At 71.3% G+C, this 16,200-nt stretch carries 10 protein-coding genes; 8 read left to right on the forward strand and 2 right to left on the reverse strand.

From position 1 onward, the window contains the following. The first annotated feature begins 4 nt into the window (after window positions 1-4). Genes ACFFKU_RS03275 through purU form a run of 3 tightly spaced genes read left to right on the forward strand, consistent with a single transcriptional unit; the run spans window position 5 to window position 4,748 of the window. The gene (locus tag ACFFKU_RS03275; RefSeq protein WP_380135601.1) at window positions 5-2,503 is read left to right on the forward strand and encodes a GcvT family protein; all 2,499 of its coding nucleotides are present in this window, start codon (window positions 5-7) and stop codon (window positions 2,501-2,503) included. Then, window positions 2,500-3,885, forward strand: a complete 1,386-nt coding sequence (locus tag ACFFKU_RS03280; RefSeq protein WP_380135602.1) for an L-serine ammonia-lyase — start codon at window positions 2,500-2,502, stop codon at window positions 3,883-3,885. Before ACFFKU_RS03275 ends, ACFFKU_RS03280 begins: the two co-directional genes overlap by 4 nt. Window positions 3,886-3,905: 20 nt before the next feature. Then, complete coding sequence (gene purU, locus ACFFKU_RS03285; RefSeq protein ID WP_380135604.1) at window positions 3,906-4,748, forward strand: formyltetrahydrofolate deformylase; 843 nt, start codon at window positions 3,906-3,908, stop codon at window positions 4,746-4,748. Window positions 4,749-4,783: 35 nt separating this feature from the next. Here the strand turns inward: purU and ACFFKU_RS03290 are convergent, their stop codons facing one another. Next, the gene (locus ACFFKU_RS03290) at window positions 4,784-5,125 is read right to left on the reverse strand and encodes a bifunctional 3-phenylpropionate/cinnamic acid dioxygenase ferredoxin subunit (protein ID WP_380135605.1); all 342 of its coding nucleotides are present in this window, start codon (window positions 5,123-5,125) and stop codon (window positions 4,784-4,786) included. 400 nt (window positions 5,126-5,525) lie between these two features. On the opposite strand from ACFFKU_RS03290, the gene ACFFKU_RS03295 reads away from it, so the two are divergent. From ACFFKU_RS03295 to ACFFKU_RS03315, 5 genes are all read left to right on the forward strand, one after another. Then, window positions 5,526-7,076, forward strand: a complete 1,551-nt coding sequence (locus ACFFKU_RS03295) for an APC family permease (protein WP_380135607.1) — start codon at window positions 5,526-5,528, stop codon at window positions 7,074-7,076. After that, window positions 7,069-8,538 (forward strand): aldehyde dehydrogenase family protein, encoded by a 1,470-nt coding sequence (locus ACFFKU_RS03300; RefSeq protein WP_380135610.1) that lies wholly within the window; start codon window positions 7,069-7,071, stop codon window positions 8,536-8,538. Before ACFFKU_RS03295 ends, ACFFKU_RS03300 begins: the two co-directional genes overlap by 8 nt. Window positions 8,539-8,552: 14 nt before the next feature. Next, a complete protein-coding gene (locus ACFFKU_RS03305) occupies window positions 8,553-10,148 on the forward strand; it encodes a GMC family oxidoreductase (RefSeq protein ID WP_380135612.1) in 1,596 nt (531 codons plus the stop codon). Between the two features lie 246 nt (window positions 10,149-10,394). Beyond that, window positions 10,395-12,032, forward strand: a complete 1,638-nt coding sequence (locus tag ACFFKU_RS03310; RefSeq protein ID WP_380135614.1) for a BCCT family transporter — start codon at window positions 10,395-10,397, stop codon at window positions 12,030-12,032. Window positions 12,033-12,141: 109 nt separating this feature from the next. Further along, window positions 12,142-14,985 carry a hypothetical protein gene (locus ACFFKU_RS03315; protein WP_380135615.1) on the forward strand — a complete coding sequence of 948 codons (2,844 nt, stop codon included), beginning with the start codon at window positions 12,142-12,144 and terminating at the stop codon, window positions 14,983-14,985. Window positions 14,986-15,009: 24 nt separating this feature from the next. Here the strand turns inward: ACFFKU_RS03315 and ku are convergent, their stop codons facing one another. After that, window positions 15,010-16,110: a non-homologous end joining protein Ku gene (gene ku, locus ACFFKU_RS03320; RefSeq protein WP_380135616.1), complete on the reverse strand. Its 1,101-nt coding sequence runs from the start codon at window positions 16,108-16,110 to the stop codon at window positions 15,010-15,012. Between the last annotated feature and the right edge of the window lie 90 nt (window positions 16,111-16,200).

The raw sequence follows: 16,200 nt of genomic DNA on the forward strand, positions 1-16,200 counted from the left end.
CCCCATGTCGCTCACCCCCCGCGTCGTCATCATCGGCGCCGGCATCGTCGGCACGAACCTGGCCGACGAGCTCTCCACCCGCGGCTGGACCCGGGTCACCGTCCTGGACCAGGGGCCCCTGCCCCTGACCGGCGGTTCGACCTCGCACGCGCCGGGTCTGGTGTTCCAGACGAACTCCTCCAAGACGATGGCCGAGCTGGCCGGGTACACGGTCGAGAAGCTGCTCTCGCTGGGCAGCGCCACCGCCGGGGACGAGAGCTGGTGCTTCAACCAGGTCGGCGGTCTCGAGGTCGCCACCACGCCCGAGCGTCTCGCCGACCTCGAGCGCCGCTACGGCTGGGCCCGTTCCTGGGGGATCCGGGGTGCCGAGCTCATCAGCCCGGAGGAGTGCGTCGCCCGGTACCCGCTGCTCGACCGCGAGCAGGTCCTCGGTGGCCTGCACGTCGCCACCGACGGTCTCGCGAAGGCGTCGCGCGCCGTCGAGGCGCTGACCCGGTTGGCCGCGGCCCGCGGGGTCGAGTTCCGTGGTCGCACCAAGGTCGTCGCGGTGGAGCAGGCCGGGGGCAAGGTCACCGGCGTCCGGGTCAGCACGAACGGCACCGAGGAGACCCTGCCGGCCGACGTCGTCGTGTCCTGCGCCGGTTTCTGGGGTCCCGCCGTCGGCGACCTCATCGGCATGAAGGTCCCGCTGCTGCCGCTGGCCCACCAGTACGCCAAGACCTCCCAGGTGGCCGAGCTGCGGGGCCGCAACGAGTCCTGGCGCGAGGCGAAGCTGCCGATCCTGCGCCACCAGGACGCCGACCTGTACTACCGCGAGTGGGGCGACCGGATCGGGATCGGTTCCTACGCCCACAAGCCGATGCCGGTCGACCTGGCCGACCTCGTCGAGGACGGCGAGATCGACCACGCCTCGATGCCGTCCATGCTCCCCTTCACCGAGGAGGACTTCGCGCCGGCGTTCGAGGACGCCAAGCGGTTGCTGCCCTCCCTGGAGCACACCAAGGTCGAAGAGGGTTTCAACGGCATCTTCTCCTTCACGCCCGACGGCGGTTCGCTGGTCGGGGAGAGCAGCGAGGTGGCCGGTTTCTGGATCGCGGAAGCGGTCTGGGTGACCCACTCCGCGGGTGTGGCCAAGGCCGTCGCGCAGCTCCTCGTCGACGGCGTGAGCGAGTACGACCTTCACGGTCTCGACGTGCACCGGTTCGAGGAGGTGCAGTTCGACCGCGGTTACGTCTTGGAGACCTCGCAGCAGAACTTCGTCGAGATCTACGACATCCTGCACCCGCTGCAGCCCCGGGTCTCCCCGCGCGACGTCCGGGTGAGCCCGTTCCACGCCCGCCAGGTCGAGCTCGGCGCCTTCTTCCTCGAGGGCGGGGGCTGGGAGCGGCCGCACTGGTACGAGGCGAACGCGTCGCTGCTCGCGGAACTGCCCGCGGAGTGGACCCCGCCGGAGCGCGACGAGTGGTCGGCCATGTTCTCCTCCCCGATCGCCGCGGTCGAGGCGTGGAAGACCCGCACCGCGGTGGCCATGTACGACATGACGCCGCTCAAGCGGATCGAGGTCGCGGGCCCCGGTGCGCTGGAGCTGCTGGAGCGGTTGACCACGTCGAAGATGGACAAGTCCGTCGGCGCGGTGACCTACACCCTGTTCCTCGCCGAGGACGGTGGGATCCGCAGCGACGTGACCGTCTCCCGGCTCGCCGAGGACCGGTTCCAGGTCGGCGCCAACGGCAACATCGACACCGCCTACCTGCTCCGGGAGGCCTCCCGCAGCGAGAAGTACGTCTCGGTCCGCGACATCACCGGCGGGACCTGCTGCATCGGTCTGTGGGGCCCCCTGGCCCGCGACCTGCTCCAGCCGCTGACCGAGGGTGACCTGTCCAACGAGGCGCTGAAGTACTTCCGCGGTGCCGAGGTCACGATCGCCGGGGTCCCGGTGACCGCGCTCCGACTGTCCTACGTGGGCGAGCTCGGCTGGGAGCTCTACACCGGGGCCGACACCGGGCAGCGGCTGTGGGACGCGATCTACGCGGCCGGGCAGGAGTTCGGGATCGTCGCCGCCGGGCGCCAGGCGTTCGGCGCGTTGCGCCTGGAGAAGGGCTACCGCTCCTGGGGTCACGACATGAACACCGAGCACGACCCCTACGAGGCCGGTGTCGGTTTCGCGGTGCGCTCGGCCCCGGAGACCTTCGTCGGCGGGCCGGCCCTGGTGGGTCGCAGCGAGGAGACGGTGACGCGCCGGCTCGCCTGCCTCACGGTCGACGACGGGACCAGCATCGTGCTCGGCAACGAGCCGGTGTTCGTCGGTGACGACGCCGTCGGGTACGTGACCAGCGCCGCCTACGGGTACACGGTCCGGACCCCCATCGCCTATGCCTGGCTGCCGGCCGAGGCCGCCACGGTCGGGTCCTCGGTGGAGATCGAGTACTTCGGTCGTCGGATCCGCGCGACCGTGGCCGCCGAACCGCTGGTCGACCCGGGCATGGAGAAGATCCGCAAGTGACCCTCAGCGTCTTCGACCTCTTCAGCGTCGGTGTCGGGCCCTCCAGCTCGCACACCGTGGGGCCGATGCGGGCCGCGCACACCTTCGTCCGACGGTTGGAGGACCTCGGTCTGCTGGACCGGGTCGGGGCGGTGCGCTGCGAGCTCTACGGTTCCCTCGGCGCCACCGGGATCGGGCACGGCACGGTCACCGCGGTCGTGCTCGGTCTCATGGGGCACCGACCGGACCTCGTCGACCCGGTGGCCGTCCAGCCCCAGGTCGACGAGATCCGCCGGGAGGGACGTCTCGTCCTGGGCGGGACCCGCCCGGTCCCGTTCTCGATCGACGAGGACATCCCGCTGCTGGGACGGGAGCGACTCCCGTTCCACACTAACGGGATGCGTTTCGTGGCCCGCGACGAGGCGGGTTCGGTCCTGGAGCAGCGCGACTACTTCTCGATCGGTGGCGGTTTCGTCCTGGACGAGGACGAGACCGACGGTCCGGTGCTCCTCGAGGACCGGACGCCCGTGCCCTACCCGTTCGGCAGCGGCGAGGAACTCCTCGCCCACGCCCGTCGGACGGGTCTGCGGATCTCGGACCTGATGATGGCCAACGAGGTCGCCCGGCGCCCCGAGGAGGAGGTGCGGGCCGGCATCCTGCACATCTGGTCGGTCATGCAGGAGTGCGTCGCCAACGGCATCAAGACGGCCGGGATCCTGCCCGGTGGTCTGAAGGTGCGTCGTCGCGCCGCCGCGCTGCTGCAGAAGCTCGAGTCGGAGTCCGACGAGCGCGACCCGTTGCGGGCGATGGAGTGGGTCACCCTCTACGCCCTGGCGGTGAACGAGGAGAACGCCGCGGGTGGTCGGGTGGTGACCGCCCCCACCAATGGGGCGGCCGGGATCGTCCCCGCGGTGCTGCACTACTACGCGAACTTCGTCGAGAACGCCGACGACGACGGCATCGTGCGGTTCCTGCTGACCGCCACCGCCGTCGGGATCCTGTTCAAGGAGAACGCGTCGATCTCCGGCGCCGAGGTCGGTTGCCAGGGTGAGGTGGGTTCGGCCTGCTCGATGGCGGCGGCCGGGCTGGCCGAGGTCATCGGGGGCACGCCCGAACAGGTCGAGAACGCGGCCGAGATCGGGATCGAGCACAACCTCGGGCTCACCTGCGACCCCGTCGGGGGACTGGTGCAGATCCCCTGCATCGAGCGCAACGCCATCGGTTCGATCAAGGCCATCGCGGCGGCTCGCATGGCCATCCGCGGCGACGGTGTCCACCACGTGCGGCTGGATCAGGCGATCCAGACCATGCGCGACACCGGCGCCGACATGGCCGACAAGTACAAGGAGACCGCCCGCGGCGGTCTCGCCCTCACCATCGCCCAGAACGTCCCCGAGTGCTGACCCGACCGATTGGCGGATCCATGAGCTCCTTCACCCTGACCCTGACCTGCCGGCAGCGCCCCGGCATCGTCCACGCGGTCAGCTCCTTCCTGTTCTCCCACGGGTGCGACATCACCGAGCACCAGCAGTTCGACGACCGCACCAGCGGCCAGCTGTTCTCCCGGACCGCCTTCACGGGTGACGTCGAGGTCGAGCAGCTGCGGGCGGACTTCGCCCCGGTCGCCCAGGAGTTCGGCATGGACGTCGAGATCGACGACGACTCGGTGCCCACCCGCGTCCTCGTGATGGTGTCCAAGGCCGGGCACTGCCTCAACGACCTCATCTTCCGGTGGCGTTCGGGCAGCCTCGGCGGCGAGATCGTCGGCGTGGTGTCCAACCACGAGGACCTGCGCCCGATGGCGGAGGCCGCGGGGCTGCCGTTCTTCCACGTGCCGAACACCGCGGCCGTCAAGCCGCAGGCCGAGGCCCGGCTGCTGGAGATCGTCGAGGAGCTGCAGGCGGACCTGGTCGTCCTGGCCCGCTACATGCAGGTCCTGTCCGACGACCTCTGCCGCAACCTGCGGGGCCGGGCCATCAACATCCACCACTCGTTCCTGCCCGGGTTCAAGGGCGCCAAGCCCTACCACCAGGCGTTCGACCGCGGGGTGAAGCTCGTCGGGGCCACGGCCCACTACGTGACCCCCGACCTCGACGAGGGCCCGATCATCGAGCAGGAGGTCATCCGGATCGACCACACCCACGACCCGGTGGCCCTGGCCACGGTCGGTCGGGACGCGGAGGCCCTGGCCCTGTCCCGCGCGGTGTCCTGGCACTGCCGCCACCGCGTGCTGCTGAACGCGCACAGCACCGTGGTCTTCCGCTGAGGGCTGCGGCCCTCGGCCCGACCGTCAGCCAGCCCTCAGGCCGGCGGCGTTCCGACGTGGACGACGACCTGGCCGTCGACGATCTCGACGGCGTGGGTCCGGACGGGTCGGATCGCCGGCGGCCCTGAGGGCTGCCCGGTCCGCAGGTCGAACGTGGCCGCGTGCAGCGGGCACTCCACCGCGCAGTCCTCCACCCATCCCTCGGCGAGGGACGCCTCGGCGTGGGTGCAGGTGTCGTCGATGGCGAAGAGGTCCCCGTCGACGTTGAACACCGAGACGGGTCGGGGGAGGTCGAGGACGTTGACCCCGCCGGGGGGCAGAGCCGCCACCGGGCAGGCGATCACGTCGAAGGGTTCGTCTGGGTTGCCGGCGGCCACGCACCGAGCCTAACCGGGCGGTCCGGAGCCCCCGCGCCGGCGGGGTCGTGCGCGCTCCGATGTCCCGTTAGGTCTGACGTGAACAGCCGGCGAAGATTGATATACCAATGGTCTATACCTCGACGATCAATCGGGCGTACAGTCTCGCCACGGCACGGTGATCAGGGAGCCCCTGCTCCCTCCGTCCGGCCGGCGTCACCGTGTTCCTCAGAGGCAGGAGTTGGCCGTGATCGTGCTCGAGCGGTCCCACCGACCCCCTTGTCGCCCTTGGACGGTGGCGTCCGGCGCCCCGGTGGTGCGACCGACCGGTCCGGTCGGCCCGCCCGCCGGTCCGTCCCCCGGCCGGGCGGTCTGACCCTCCCCGCCCCGCCGATCACAGCCGCATCCCCGGAAGGCCACGATGAGCCAGCAGACGACGGGTACCTCCTCCGGTGAATCCCACGGACTCGAAGAGTTCGGCTACAAGCAGGGTCTCGAACGCAGCATCGGGTCCTTCGCCAGCTTCGCCGCCGGGGTCAGCTACATCTCGATCCTGACCGGCACGTTCCAGCTCTTCTACTTCGGCTACGGGACGGCGGGGCCCAGCTACCTGTGGAGCTGGCCGGCCGTCTTCGTCGGCCAGCTCATGGTCGCGCTCTGCTTCGCCGAGCTGTCGAGCCGGTACGCGGTGGCCGGTTCGCTCTACAACTGGACCAAGCGCCTCGCCTCGCCGACGGTCGCCTGGGCCGCGGGCTGGACGATGCTCGTCGCCTCGATCGTGACCCTGTCCGCGGTGGTGCTGGCCTTCCAGCTGACGCTGCCCCAGATCTGGTCGGGTTTCCAGTTCATCGGCACCGCCGACGACGCGACGGACTACGCGCTGAACGCCGTGATCCTGGGCACCGTCGTCGTGGTCTTCACCACGCTGGTGAACGCGTTCGGGGTGAAGCTCATGTCCCGGATCAACTCGACCGGGGTCTTCATCGAGCTGATCGCGGCCGTCGTCATCATCGTGCTCCTGGCGGTCAACGTGACCCGCGGCCCCGACGTCGTCCTCAGCAACAACGGGGTCGGCACGGACCACCCGGGTGGCTACTTCGGAGCCTTCCTGGTCGCGGCCCTCGCCTCCGGGTACGTCATGTACGGGTTCGACACCGCGAGCTCGCTGGGGGAGGAGACCAAGGATCCGCGGCGCACCGCGCCCCGCGCCGTGATCCGGGCCGTCGTCGCCTCCTTCGTCCTGGGTGGTCTCATCATCCTGCTCGGCCTCATGGCCGTCCCGGACCTGAGCGACCCGTTGCTCGGTTCCTCGGCGGGCGGGTTGCAGCACCTGGTCCTCACGACCGTCGGCAGCGGGTTCGGCCTGCCCTTCCTGGCCTGCGTGGTCGTGGCCGTCCTGGTCTGCTCGCTCGCGGTGCACACCGCCACCATCCGGATGATGTTCGCGATGGCCCGGGACAACAACCTCCCCGCCGGGGAGGCGCTGTCGCGCATCAGCCCGAAGTTCAAGACCCCGGTCCTGCCCGCGATCGTCGTCGGGGTCCTCGCGGTGGTGATCCTCGTGGTCAACGTGGGCCAGCCGCAGATCTTCCTGGTCCTGACCAGCCTGGCGGTCGGGATGATCTACCTGGCCTACCTGCTGGTGACCGTCCCGCTGCTGGTGGCCCGGCTGCGGGGGCGGTGGCCCGTGCCGATGGCCGACGGGTCGAAGGCGCCGTTCACGCTCGGCCGCTGGGGACTGCCGGTCAACATCCTCGCCGTGCTCTGGGGCGTGGCGATGATGGCGAACCTCCTCTGGCCGCGGGCGGAGGTCTACAACCCGACCGAACCCTTCCACTGGTACCTGCAGTACGGCGCCCTCCTCTTCATCGCCATCAGCGTGGGCGGCGGGCTGCTCTACTACCGGCTGCGACTCCGGCACCGGTCCGGTGTCCTCGCTAGCCACTCGACGGGAGCAACCCCCCATGCCTGACCTGTTCATCGACGGTTCCTGGCGGTCCGCCGCCGACGGCGGGACCCGCGGGGTGATCAACCCCTTCGACGCCACCGTGTTCCGGCACGTCGACGAGGCGACCGCCGCCGACGCCGAGGCTGCCGTGCTGGCCGCGCGCTGGGCCTTCGACCAGGGCACCTGGCCCGCGACGCCGGTGGCCGAACGGGCCGCGGTCCTCGACCGGGTGGCCGACCTGCTCCAGCGCGACAAGGAGGAGATCGCCCACGTCGAGACCCTCGACACCGGCAAGACGCTGGTGGAGAGCCGCATCGACGTCGACGACGTCACCGCCGTCTTCCGCTACTACGCGCAGCAGGCCCTGGTGCCCGTGGACCGCACGGTCGACGTGGGACAGGCCAACGTCCGCAGCCGGGTGGTCCACCACCCCGTCGGGGTCTGCTCCCTGATCGCCCCGTGGAACTACCCGCTGCTGCAGATCGCCTGGAAGGTCGCCCCCGCGCTGGCGGCGGGCAACACCATGGTGCTCAAACCCAGCGAGGTCACCCCGCTCTCCACCGTCCACCTGGTGAAACTCCTCGAAGAGGTCGGCCTGCCCCACGGGGTGGTCAACCTGGTGCTGGGGCCCGGCTCCGCGGTCGGGGCCACCCTGACCGAGCACCCCGCGGTCGACCTGGTGTCCTTCACCGGGGGTCTGTCGACCGGGCGGGCCATCATCCGCTCGACCGCCGAGACGGTGAAACGCGCCTGCGTCGAACTGGGCGGCAAGAACCCCAACATCGTGTTCGCCGACGTCGACCTGGACGTGGCGGCCGACGTGGTCGCGACGGGTGTGTTCCTGCACGCCGGTCAGGTCTGCTCCGCCGGGACCCGGCTCATCGTGGAGGAGTCCGTCGCCGACGAGCTGGTCGCCGCCGTGGTCGAGAAGGCCCGACGGGTCCGGCTGGGCAACGGCCTCGACCCGGCGTCGGAGTCCGGTCCGCTGGTCTCGGAGCAGCACCGGGACAAGGTCGAAGGGTGGGTCGCCCGCGGTCTCGCCGAGGGCGCCGAGCTGCTCACCGGCGGTCGCCGACCCGAGGGGGCGGACCTGCAGCGCGGGTACTTCTACGAGCCCACGGTCTTCGACCACTGCGACCGCACGATGGACATCGTCCAGGCCGAGACGTTCGGGCCGATCCTCACCGTCGAGCGGTTCCGGACCGAGGAGGAGGCCGTGCTCCTCGGCAACGACACCTCCTACGGGCTGGCCGGCGGCGTCCAGACGCGCGACGTCGAGCGCGGGGAGCGGGTCGCGAACGCGCTGCGGCACGGCACCGTCTGGATCAACGACTTCGGCCCCTACGTGCCGCAGGCGGAGTGGGGCGGTCAGCGCATGTCCGGCAACGGGCGGGAGCTCGGCCCGGCCGGCCTGCACGAGTACCTGGAGACCAAGCACATCTGGCAGAACACCACCCCGGCCGCGCCGGGCTGGTTCAAGGGCTGAGGCGAGGGGACGACATGACGACCGAGACGCAGGGCACCGCGACCGAGGAGTTCGACTACGTCATCGCCGGGGGCGGGACGGCCGGGTGCGTCCTCGCCGCCCGCCTGTCCGAGGATCCGTCGGTGACGGTCTGCCTGCTCGAGGCCGGGCCGAGCGACGTCGGCGACGACAACATCTTGAAACTCGCCGACTGGATGCACCTGCTCGACTCCGGTTACGACTGGGACTACCCGGTGGAACCGCAGGAGAACGGGAACTCCTTCCTCCGGCACGCCCGGGCCAAGGTTCTCGGGGGTTGTTCCTCGCACAACTCCTGCATCGCGTTCCACCCGCCGGCCGAGTGCCTGGACGGGTGGGAGGCCCTCGGGTGCACCGGGTGGGGCGCCAAGGACGTCCTGCCGCTGGTGAAACGTCTGGAGAACAACGCCGGACCGGGCGAGCACCACGGCCGGTCCGGGCCGGTGCGGTTGCGCACCATCCCGCCGGTGGACCCCTGCGGGGTCGCGCTGCTGCAGGCCGCCGAGAAGGTGGGCCTGCCCACCGTCCAGTTCAACGAGGGGCCCACCGTCCTGAACGGGGCGGGATGGTTCCAGATCAACGCGGGGGACGACGGGACCCGGATGTCCTCGTCGCACGCCTACCTCCACCCGATCCTCGGGAAGCGACCGAACCTGGAGGTCCGCACCGGGTACTGGGTGGAGAAGGTCGTCCTCGAGCAGGGTTCCGACGGCGCCCCCCGCGCCACCGGGGTCCAGTTCATGGCGCCCGACCTCATCCACCACGGGGTCGTGCGGGCCCGACGCGAGGTCGTCCTCTCGGCGGGTTCCATCGACACCCCGAAACTCCTGCTGCTGTCGGGGATCGGGCAGCCGGAGCAGTTGCGGGAGTTCGGTCTCGACGTGGTGGTCGAGTCCGCGGGGGTGGGGGAGAACCTGGACGACCACGTCGAGGGCCTCGTGTTCTGGGAAGCGTTGCAGCCCATGGTGACCGCCTCCACCCAGTGGTGGGAGATCGGCGTGTTCCACACGACGGTCCCGGGTCTGGACATCCCTGACCTGATGATGCACTACGGTTCCGTCCCCTTCGACATGAACACCGTCCGCTGGGGCTACCCCACCACCGACAACGGGTTCTGCTTGACCCCGAACGTCACGCAGGGACGGTCGCGGGGAACCGTCAAACTCCGTTCCCGCGACTTCCGTGACCGTCCACGCGTCGACCCGCGCTACTTCACCGACCCCGAGGGCAACGACCTCCGGGTCATGACCGAGGGCATCCGCCTGGCGCGGCGCATCGTCGAGCAGGAACCCATGGCCCCCTGGGCCGGCCGGGAACTCGCCCCCGGCAAGGACGTGCAGACCGACGACGAGTTGGCCGACTACGTCAAGAAGACCCACAACACCGTCTACCACCCGGCGGGCACCGCGAAGATGGGGGCGGACGACGACCCGCTCGCCGTCGTCGACGCCCGGTTGCGGGTCAAGGGGGTCTCCGGGTTGCGGGTCGCCGACGCGTCGGTCATGCCGTACCTGGGTGCGGTGAACCCGAACATCACCTGCATGACCATCGGCGAGAAACTCGCCGACATGCTGGTCGAGGACCGCGTCTGATCCCATCCCGTCGGAACGAGAACCCCCACCCGGACCGGGCGGGGGTTCTCGGCGTTCCGGGTGGTTCGTCGGTCGGGGAGGGGTTCCGTGGTCACGCTCCGGGACCGGTACCACAGAAACCCGAGAAGTTCGGATCTCGAAACGGTTTCTTCTGTGTGAACTGGCTGACACGGGGTACCCCGCGGGTCTATCGTCGTTCCGTCGGCCGTCGCCGAACTCCCCTTCACTTCCGAGAGGACCCCCTCTATGAGCGTCCCGGAAACCCCGACCGAGAGTTCTCTCGGTCGCAAGCACCCCCCGGTCGACAAGCCCGTCCTGATCGTGTCCCTGCTCGTCGTCGCGGTGGTCCTCGGGATCGGGCTGGCGATGCCGGAGCAGCTGGCGACCCAGGCCGGGTCCGTCCTCACCTGGATCACGACCAACCTCGGCTGGGCCTTCGTCCTCGGGGCGACCGCCTTCGTCGTCCTCGCCCTCGTCCTCGCCTTCGGCCGCACCGGCAAGATCCGGTTGGGTCGTGACGACGAGAAGCCGGAGTACTCGCGGGCCTCCTGGATCGCGATGATGTTCTCCGCCGGCATGGGGATCGGCCTCATGTTCTACGGGGTGTCCGAGCCCGTCACCCACCTCATGACCCCGCCCGAGGCGGGCGTCGAGCCGGGCTCCGAGGCCGCCTCGGCGATGGCCATGGACTACGCGCTCTTCCACTGGGGTCTGCACCCGTGGGCCATCTACGCCGTCGTGGGTCTGGCCCTGGCCTACTCCTCCTACCGCCGCGGGCGCACCGGGGGCTTCTCCGCCGCCTTCGCGCCGCTGCTGAAGGGCCCCCGCGCCGTGGGTTCCGCCCGCATCATCGACATCCTCGCGATCTTCGCGACCATCTTCGGGTCGGCCGTCTCGCTCGGTCTCGGCGCCGCCCAGATCAACGGTGGCCTCACCCGCGTCTTCGGCACCGGCAGCGGCACCTCGGTCCAGGTCGCGATCATCGCGGTCCTGACCCTCTGCTTCATCCTCTCCGCGGTCAGCGGCATCGGCCGCGGGGTCCAGCTCCTCTCCAACATCAACATGGTGCTGGCCGCCGCGCTGCTGTTCTTCCTGTTCGTGGTCGGCCCGACCGTCTTCATCCTCGACCTCATCCCGAACGCCGCGGGCCACTACCTGGCCGCCCTGCCCGACATGTCGGTGCGCACCGGCGTCTACGGCGGCGGCGACTGGCTGTCCGGCTGGACGATCTTCTACTGGGCGTGGTGGATCTCGTGGACGCCCTTCGTCGGCGCCTTCCTCGCCAAGATCTCCCGCGGCCGCACCATCCGTGAGTTCGTCGTCGGCGTCATGCTCATCCCCACCGCCGTCAGCGTCCTCTGGTTCTCGGTGTTCGGTGGCTCCGCCATCAACCTGCAGCTGCGGGGCGTCATCGACTTCACCGCCATCGACGGGGCCGAGTCGCAGATGTACGCGCTGCTCGACGCCTACCCGTGGGCGGCAGCCACCTCGGCGCTCGTCGCCTTCCTCGTGGCGATCTTCTTCATCTCCGGTGCCGACGCGGCCAGCCTCGTCATGGCCTCGCTGTCGTCCTTCGGCGACGACGAACCCCGCCGCTGGCTCACCTGCCTCTGGGGTGGTCTGACCGGAGCGGTCGCCATCGTCCTGCTGCTGGCCGGTGGTCTCGGAGCGCTGCAGAGCATCACGATCATCGCGGCCACGCCGTTCCTCGTGGTCATGGTCCTGCTCTGCGTCGCCCTGGTGAAGGACCTGCGCTCCGACCGGGTCATCCGGGTCGTCGGGGCCCGGCACACCGCCGACGGGCTGCCGATGGTCTCGACGACCACCGAGCGCCCCCCGGCCAGTCACTCCGGTGCCGTCCCGGCCGAGCACGACCTCGTCTGAGCCGACCGGCTCCGCTGCCCGGAGGCCCCACCCCGTACGGGGTGGGGCCTCCGTCACGTCGGGGTGAGACGCACGGGCCACGGCCTCCGGGGTCGGTACCTTTGCCGCGATGAGTACCGAGGAGCCGACCCCTGACACCGCCGCCGTCCTGTCCGCCGAGCAGGCCGCGGCCGTCGAGTCCGCGCTGATCGGGCCCGTGACGCGGCTGGACGTGGGGCCGGACGGCGAGCTCGTGCTCGCCGCGGTGGTGGCGGCCGCCCGCCGCCGCGGCGGTGAGGCCGTGGTCGTGTCCCGTCGCGGGCGGGCCGCGACCCTGCGCCGCCTGACGTGGACGACGGCCGACCGGGGGCCGGGATCCGAGGACCCGCTCCGACCTGGAGCGCCCGTCGCCGCGGTCGCGGCCGCGGAGCTGCTCGCCCGTCGTGCGGCCGGCACGGAGGTGCCGCACCTGCCCGCGGCAGCCGCGTGGACCGTCGAGGACCTGCCCGGTCTGGCGCGGGCGCTGGGGGCCGAGCGACGTCCGGAGGCGTCACCGACGGCGGACGCGGTGGCGACCCTGCGCGCCGTGGCCGACCGGCTGACCTCCGAACTCGGCTGGCGTCCGCTGCGCACGCTGGGCGACGCCGAGAACGCGGTCGCCCTGCTGGAGCGGGTCGAGACCCTGAGCCGCACCTACATCCCGCTGGCCTTCGGCTCGGACATGACGCGCACCCGGCAGGTGCTGGACGGACGGCTCGGATCGGTCCTCAGCGCGGCCGAACGCGACCGCCGGCGGGAGGCCAAACGGCTCGGGGTGCTGCGCCACGACGGCACCTTCGGTTCCGCGGACGTCGACGTGATCGCCGCGGTGCAGCGGGACTGGGCGGAGCGCGCGAGCAGCGTCCCGCAGGAATGGTTCGGCCGGCGCGAGCTCGCGCAGGCCACAGCAGCGGTCCGGGTCGCCCTGGAGGCCGCCGACCCGCAGGCCCCTGACACCGTGCTGCGCGAGCAGGAGCTCGACACCGCGGTCACCCGGGGTGGCGAGGAGGTCGGCGAGGACCAGGCTCTCGCCGCGCTGCGGGGAGTGTGGTCGGGGGAGGACCCGGCCAGCTTCGTGCGGGGGGTCTGGCTCCGGGCGTTGCTGGACGACCACGCGAGCGTCGGGACCGGGCCGGGCACGGCGCGGCGGCAGACGGTCGACCTCCCCGCGCCGTCGTCGGTCGTCACCGAGCTCGACCCGTCCGCGAGCCCGCCCCCCGGGACCACGGTGGTCGTCCTCGACGCCCACGCCCGTCCGGCCACCGACCTGCCGGCCACCGAGGCGGTCGTCGTGCTGCTGGGCGACGGCTCGGCGGTCACCGACGGATCGGTCTGGGCGGCGGCGGGGTCGGCCCCGATTCTTCGCGCCGCCCCACCCGTCCTGGACCGCGCGGGGGCGGCCCCGCTCCGCGACGCCCTGGCTGCGCAGCTGCGGGCGGCAGGAATCCCCGTGCTGGTGGGTACGCAGACCGGCCGTCCCGACGTGGGCCTCCTCGTCCCGGGGGAGGGTGGTCGGGACGTCGTGGTCGACCTCGACGTCTGGTTCGCGCCCGCCGACGCCCGGGCCCGCACCGCCGCCCTCGCCGCCGCTGACCTCGCCCGCCTCGAGATCTCCGCCCTCCGGTGGTACCTCAGCCCCGCCGCGGTCGTGGACGACGTCAACGCCGGGCGACGGGCTGAGCAAGAGCGGGCTGAGCAGGAGCGGGCTGAGCAGGAACGCGCTGAACGCGAGCGGGTCGAGCAGGAACGGGTCGAGCAGGAACACGCCGAGCAGGAACACGCCGAGCAGGAACGCGTCGAACGGGAGCGGGCTGAGCAGGAACGCGTCGAGCAGGAGCGGGCCGAGCAGGAACGGGCCGAGCAGGAACGCGCCGAACAGGAACGCGCCGAACAGGAGCGGGCCGAGCAGGAACGGGCGGAGCAGGAACGGGCGGAGCAGGAGCGCGCTGAACGCGAGCGGGTCGAGCGGGAACGCGCTGAGCAGGAACGCGCCGAGCAGGAACGCGCTGAGCAGGAACGCGTCGAACGGGAGCGGGCCGAGCAGGAACGGGCCGAACGGGAGCGCGCAGAGCAAGAACGCGCGGAACGTGAGCGGTCCGACCGGGAACGCGCCGAACGTGAGCGGGCCGAGCAGGAACGCGCCGAACAGGAACGCGCCGAACAGGAACGCGCCGAACAGGAACGCGCCGAACAGGAACGCGCCGAGCAGGAACGCGCCGAACAGGAACGCGCCGAACAGGAACGCGCCGAACAGGAACGCGCCGAACAGGAACGCGCCGAACAGGAACGCGCCGAACAGGAACGCGCCGAACAGGAACGCGCCGAACAGGAACGCGCCGAACAGGAACGGGAACGGGTCGAGCGGGAGCGCGCTGAGCAGGAACGGGCTGAGCGGGAGCGCGCGGATCGGGAACGCGCGGATCGGGAACGCGCGGATCGGGAACGCGCGGATCGGGAACGCGCCGAACGGGAGCGGGCTGAGCAGGAACGCGCCGAACGGGAACGCGCCGAGCGGGAACGCGCCGAACGGGAACGCGCCGACCGGGAACGCGCCGACCGGGAACGGGCTGAGCAGGAGCGCGCCGAGCAGGAACGCGCGCAGGAACCGGGTTCTGGTCCGGCCGTTGCGGCGTCCCCCGAGCTGCCGCCCGGTCTTGGTTCCACGGCGGACGCGGAGCGGGTGGTCGCCGAGTTCCGCGACGCCCTCGGGACCGCCCACCCGAACATCGACCAGACGCCGCCCGCGGCGGTCGACGCGGCGCTGGCCCTCGCCTATGCGCGCCTCGGGGTCAAGGCCGCCGATCCAGCCGTCCTCGAGGCGGCCCAGGACATCCTCGGGTTCCGGCGCCGTGGGGTGAAGGTGCTGCGCGCCTTCAAGGAATCGATGCTGCGCAGCAAGAAGAAGATGCGCGGTTCCGGGGTCAAGATCACCTGACCCTGGGGCGTCGGGTCCGTCCGCTCAGGCGGACTTCTTGGCCGCCCGCCGGGTGGTCGACCGGGTGCCCTTCTCCTCGGTGTCGCCCGCCGCCTTGGTGCCCGACTTCGTCGCCCCACCGGCGGTCTTCTTCGCCGCGGTCGTGCCGGTGGCCTTCTTCGCGGTGGTCTTCTTCGCCGCCGTCTTCCGCGGGGCGGCGGTCGACTTCCGCGCCGCCGTCTTCTTCGCGGTCCGGGCCGCAGAGGCGGAACCCTCGTCGTCGGTGCCCTCCCCGGACCCGTCGTCGGCGGGACCCTCCGTCGGGGTGTTTGCGGCAGCGGTGGACGAGGAGGCGGTGCCCCGGGCCCGGTCCACGCTGCGTTGCAGCGCAGTGAGCAGGTCCAGGACCTCACCACCCCCACCGCCGCCGGCCGCGACGTCCTCGGTCGCCTCGGCGGGGGCGGCGTCGGCATCGGCCAACCGGGCCTCGACCAGGTCGCGCACCGCCACGGCGTACTCGTCGTCGAACTGCTCGGGGGCGAAGTCCGCGGCCAGCGACTCCACGAGCGAGGCCGCCATCTGCAGCTCCTGCGGGCGCAGTTCCACATCGTCGTCGAGCACGCCGAAGTCGGCGGCCCGGATCTCGTCGGGCCAGAGCATGGTCTGCAGCACGATGGCCTTGTCGCGCACCCGCAGCACCGCGAGGGACTCTCGCTGCCGCAGGGCCACCTTCACCACCGCGACCCGCTCGGTCTCCAGCAGGGCTTCCCGCAGCAGCGCGTAGGGCTTGGCGGCCCGCGACTCAGGCTCCAGGTAGTAGGGCTTGGCCAGCATGACCGGGTCCACCTGGTCGGCCGGGACGAACTGCAGCACGTCGATCTCGTGCCCGCTGGCGACCGGCAGGCCGTCGAGGTCCTCGTCGGTGAGCACGACGAGCTTGCCGTCGGGACTCTCGTAGCCCTTGGCGATCTGGTCGTAGGAGATCTCCTCGCCGCAGACCGTGCAGGTGCGTTTCATCCGGATGCGCCCGCCGTCGCTACGGTGGACCTGATGGAAGCGGATGTCGTGCTCACCGGTCGCGGAGTAGAGCCGCACGGGCACGTTGACCAGCCCGAAGGACACCGCGCCCTTCCAGATCGCCCGCATGGCCGCTCCCTCTCGTCGACGACGACTCCAACGTACGACCGTGACCGGCCGGGGGCGAGGGATTCATCGGTCGGGTCCGGCGCCGCCGGG

Origin of the sequence: Kineococcus gynurae (genome assembly GCF_042433995.1) — a bacterium.
Taxonomy (GTDB): Bacteria; Actinomycetota; Actinomycetes; order Actinomycetales; family Kineococcaceae; genus Kineococcus; species Kineococcus gynurae.

Excerpts from the sequence above, each read along its gene's own strand:
- ACFFKU_RS03275 (WP_380135601.1), top strand. The coding sequence starts at position 5 with ATGTCGCTCACCCCCCGCGTCGTCATCATCGGCGCCGGCATCGTCGGC.
- purU (WP_380135604.1), top strand. The coding sequence starts at position 3,906 with ATGAGCTCCTTCACCCTGACCCTGACCTGCCGGCAGCGCCCCGGCATC.
- ACFFKU_RS03295 (WP_380135607.1), top strand. The coding sequence starts at position 5,526 with ATGAGCCAGCAGACGACGGGTACCTCCTCCGGTGAATCCCACGGACTC.
- ACFFKU_RS03300 (WP_380135610.1), top strand. The coding sequence starts at position 7,069 with ATGCCTGACCTGTTCATCGACGGTTCCTGGCGGTCCGCCGCCGACGGC.
- ACFFKU_RS03305 (WP_380135612.1), top strand. The coding sequence starts at position 8,553 with ATGACGACCGAGACGCAGGGCACCGCGACCGAGGAGTTCGACTACGTC.
- ACFFKU_RS03310 (WP_380135614.1), top strand. The coding sequence starts at position 10,395 with ATGAGCGTCCCGGAAACCCCGACCGAGAGTTCTCTCGGTCGCAAGCAC.
- ACFFKU_RS03315 (WP_380135615.1), top strand. The coding sequence starts at position 12,142 with ATGAGTACCGAGGAGCCGACCCCTGACACCGCCGCCGTCCTGTCCGCC.
- ku (WP_380135616.1), bottom strand. The coding sequence starts at position 16,110 with ATGCGGGCGATCTGGAAGGGCGCGGTGTCCTTCGGGCTGGTCAACGTG.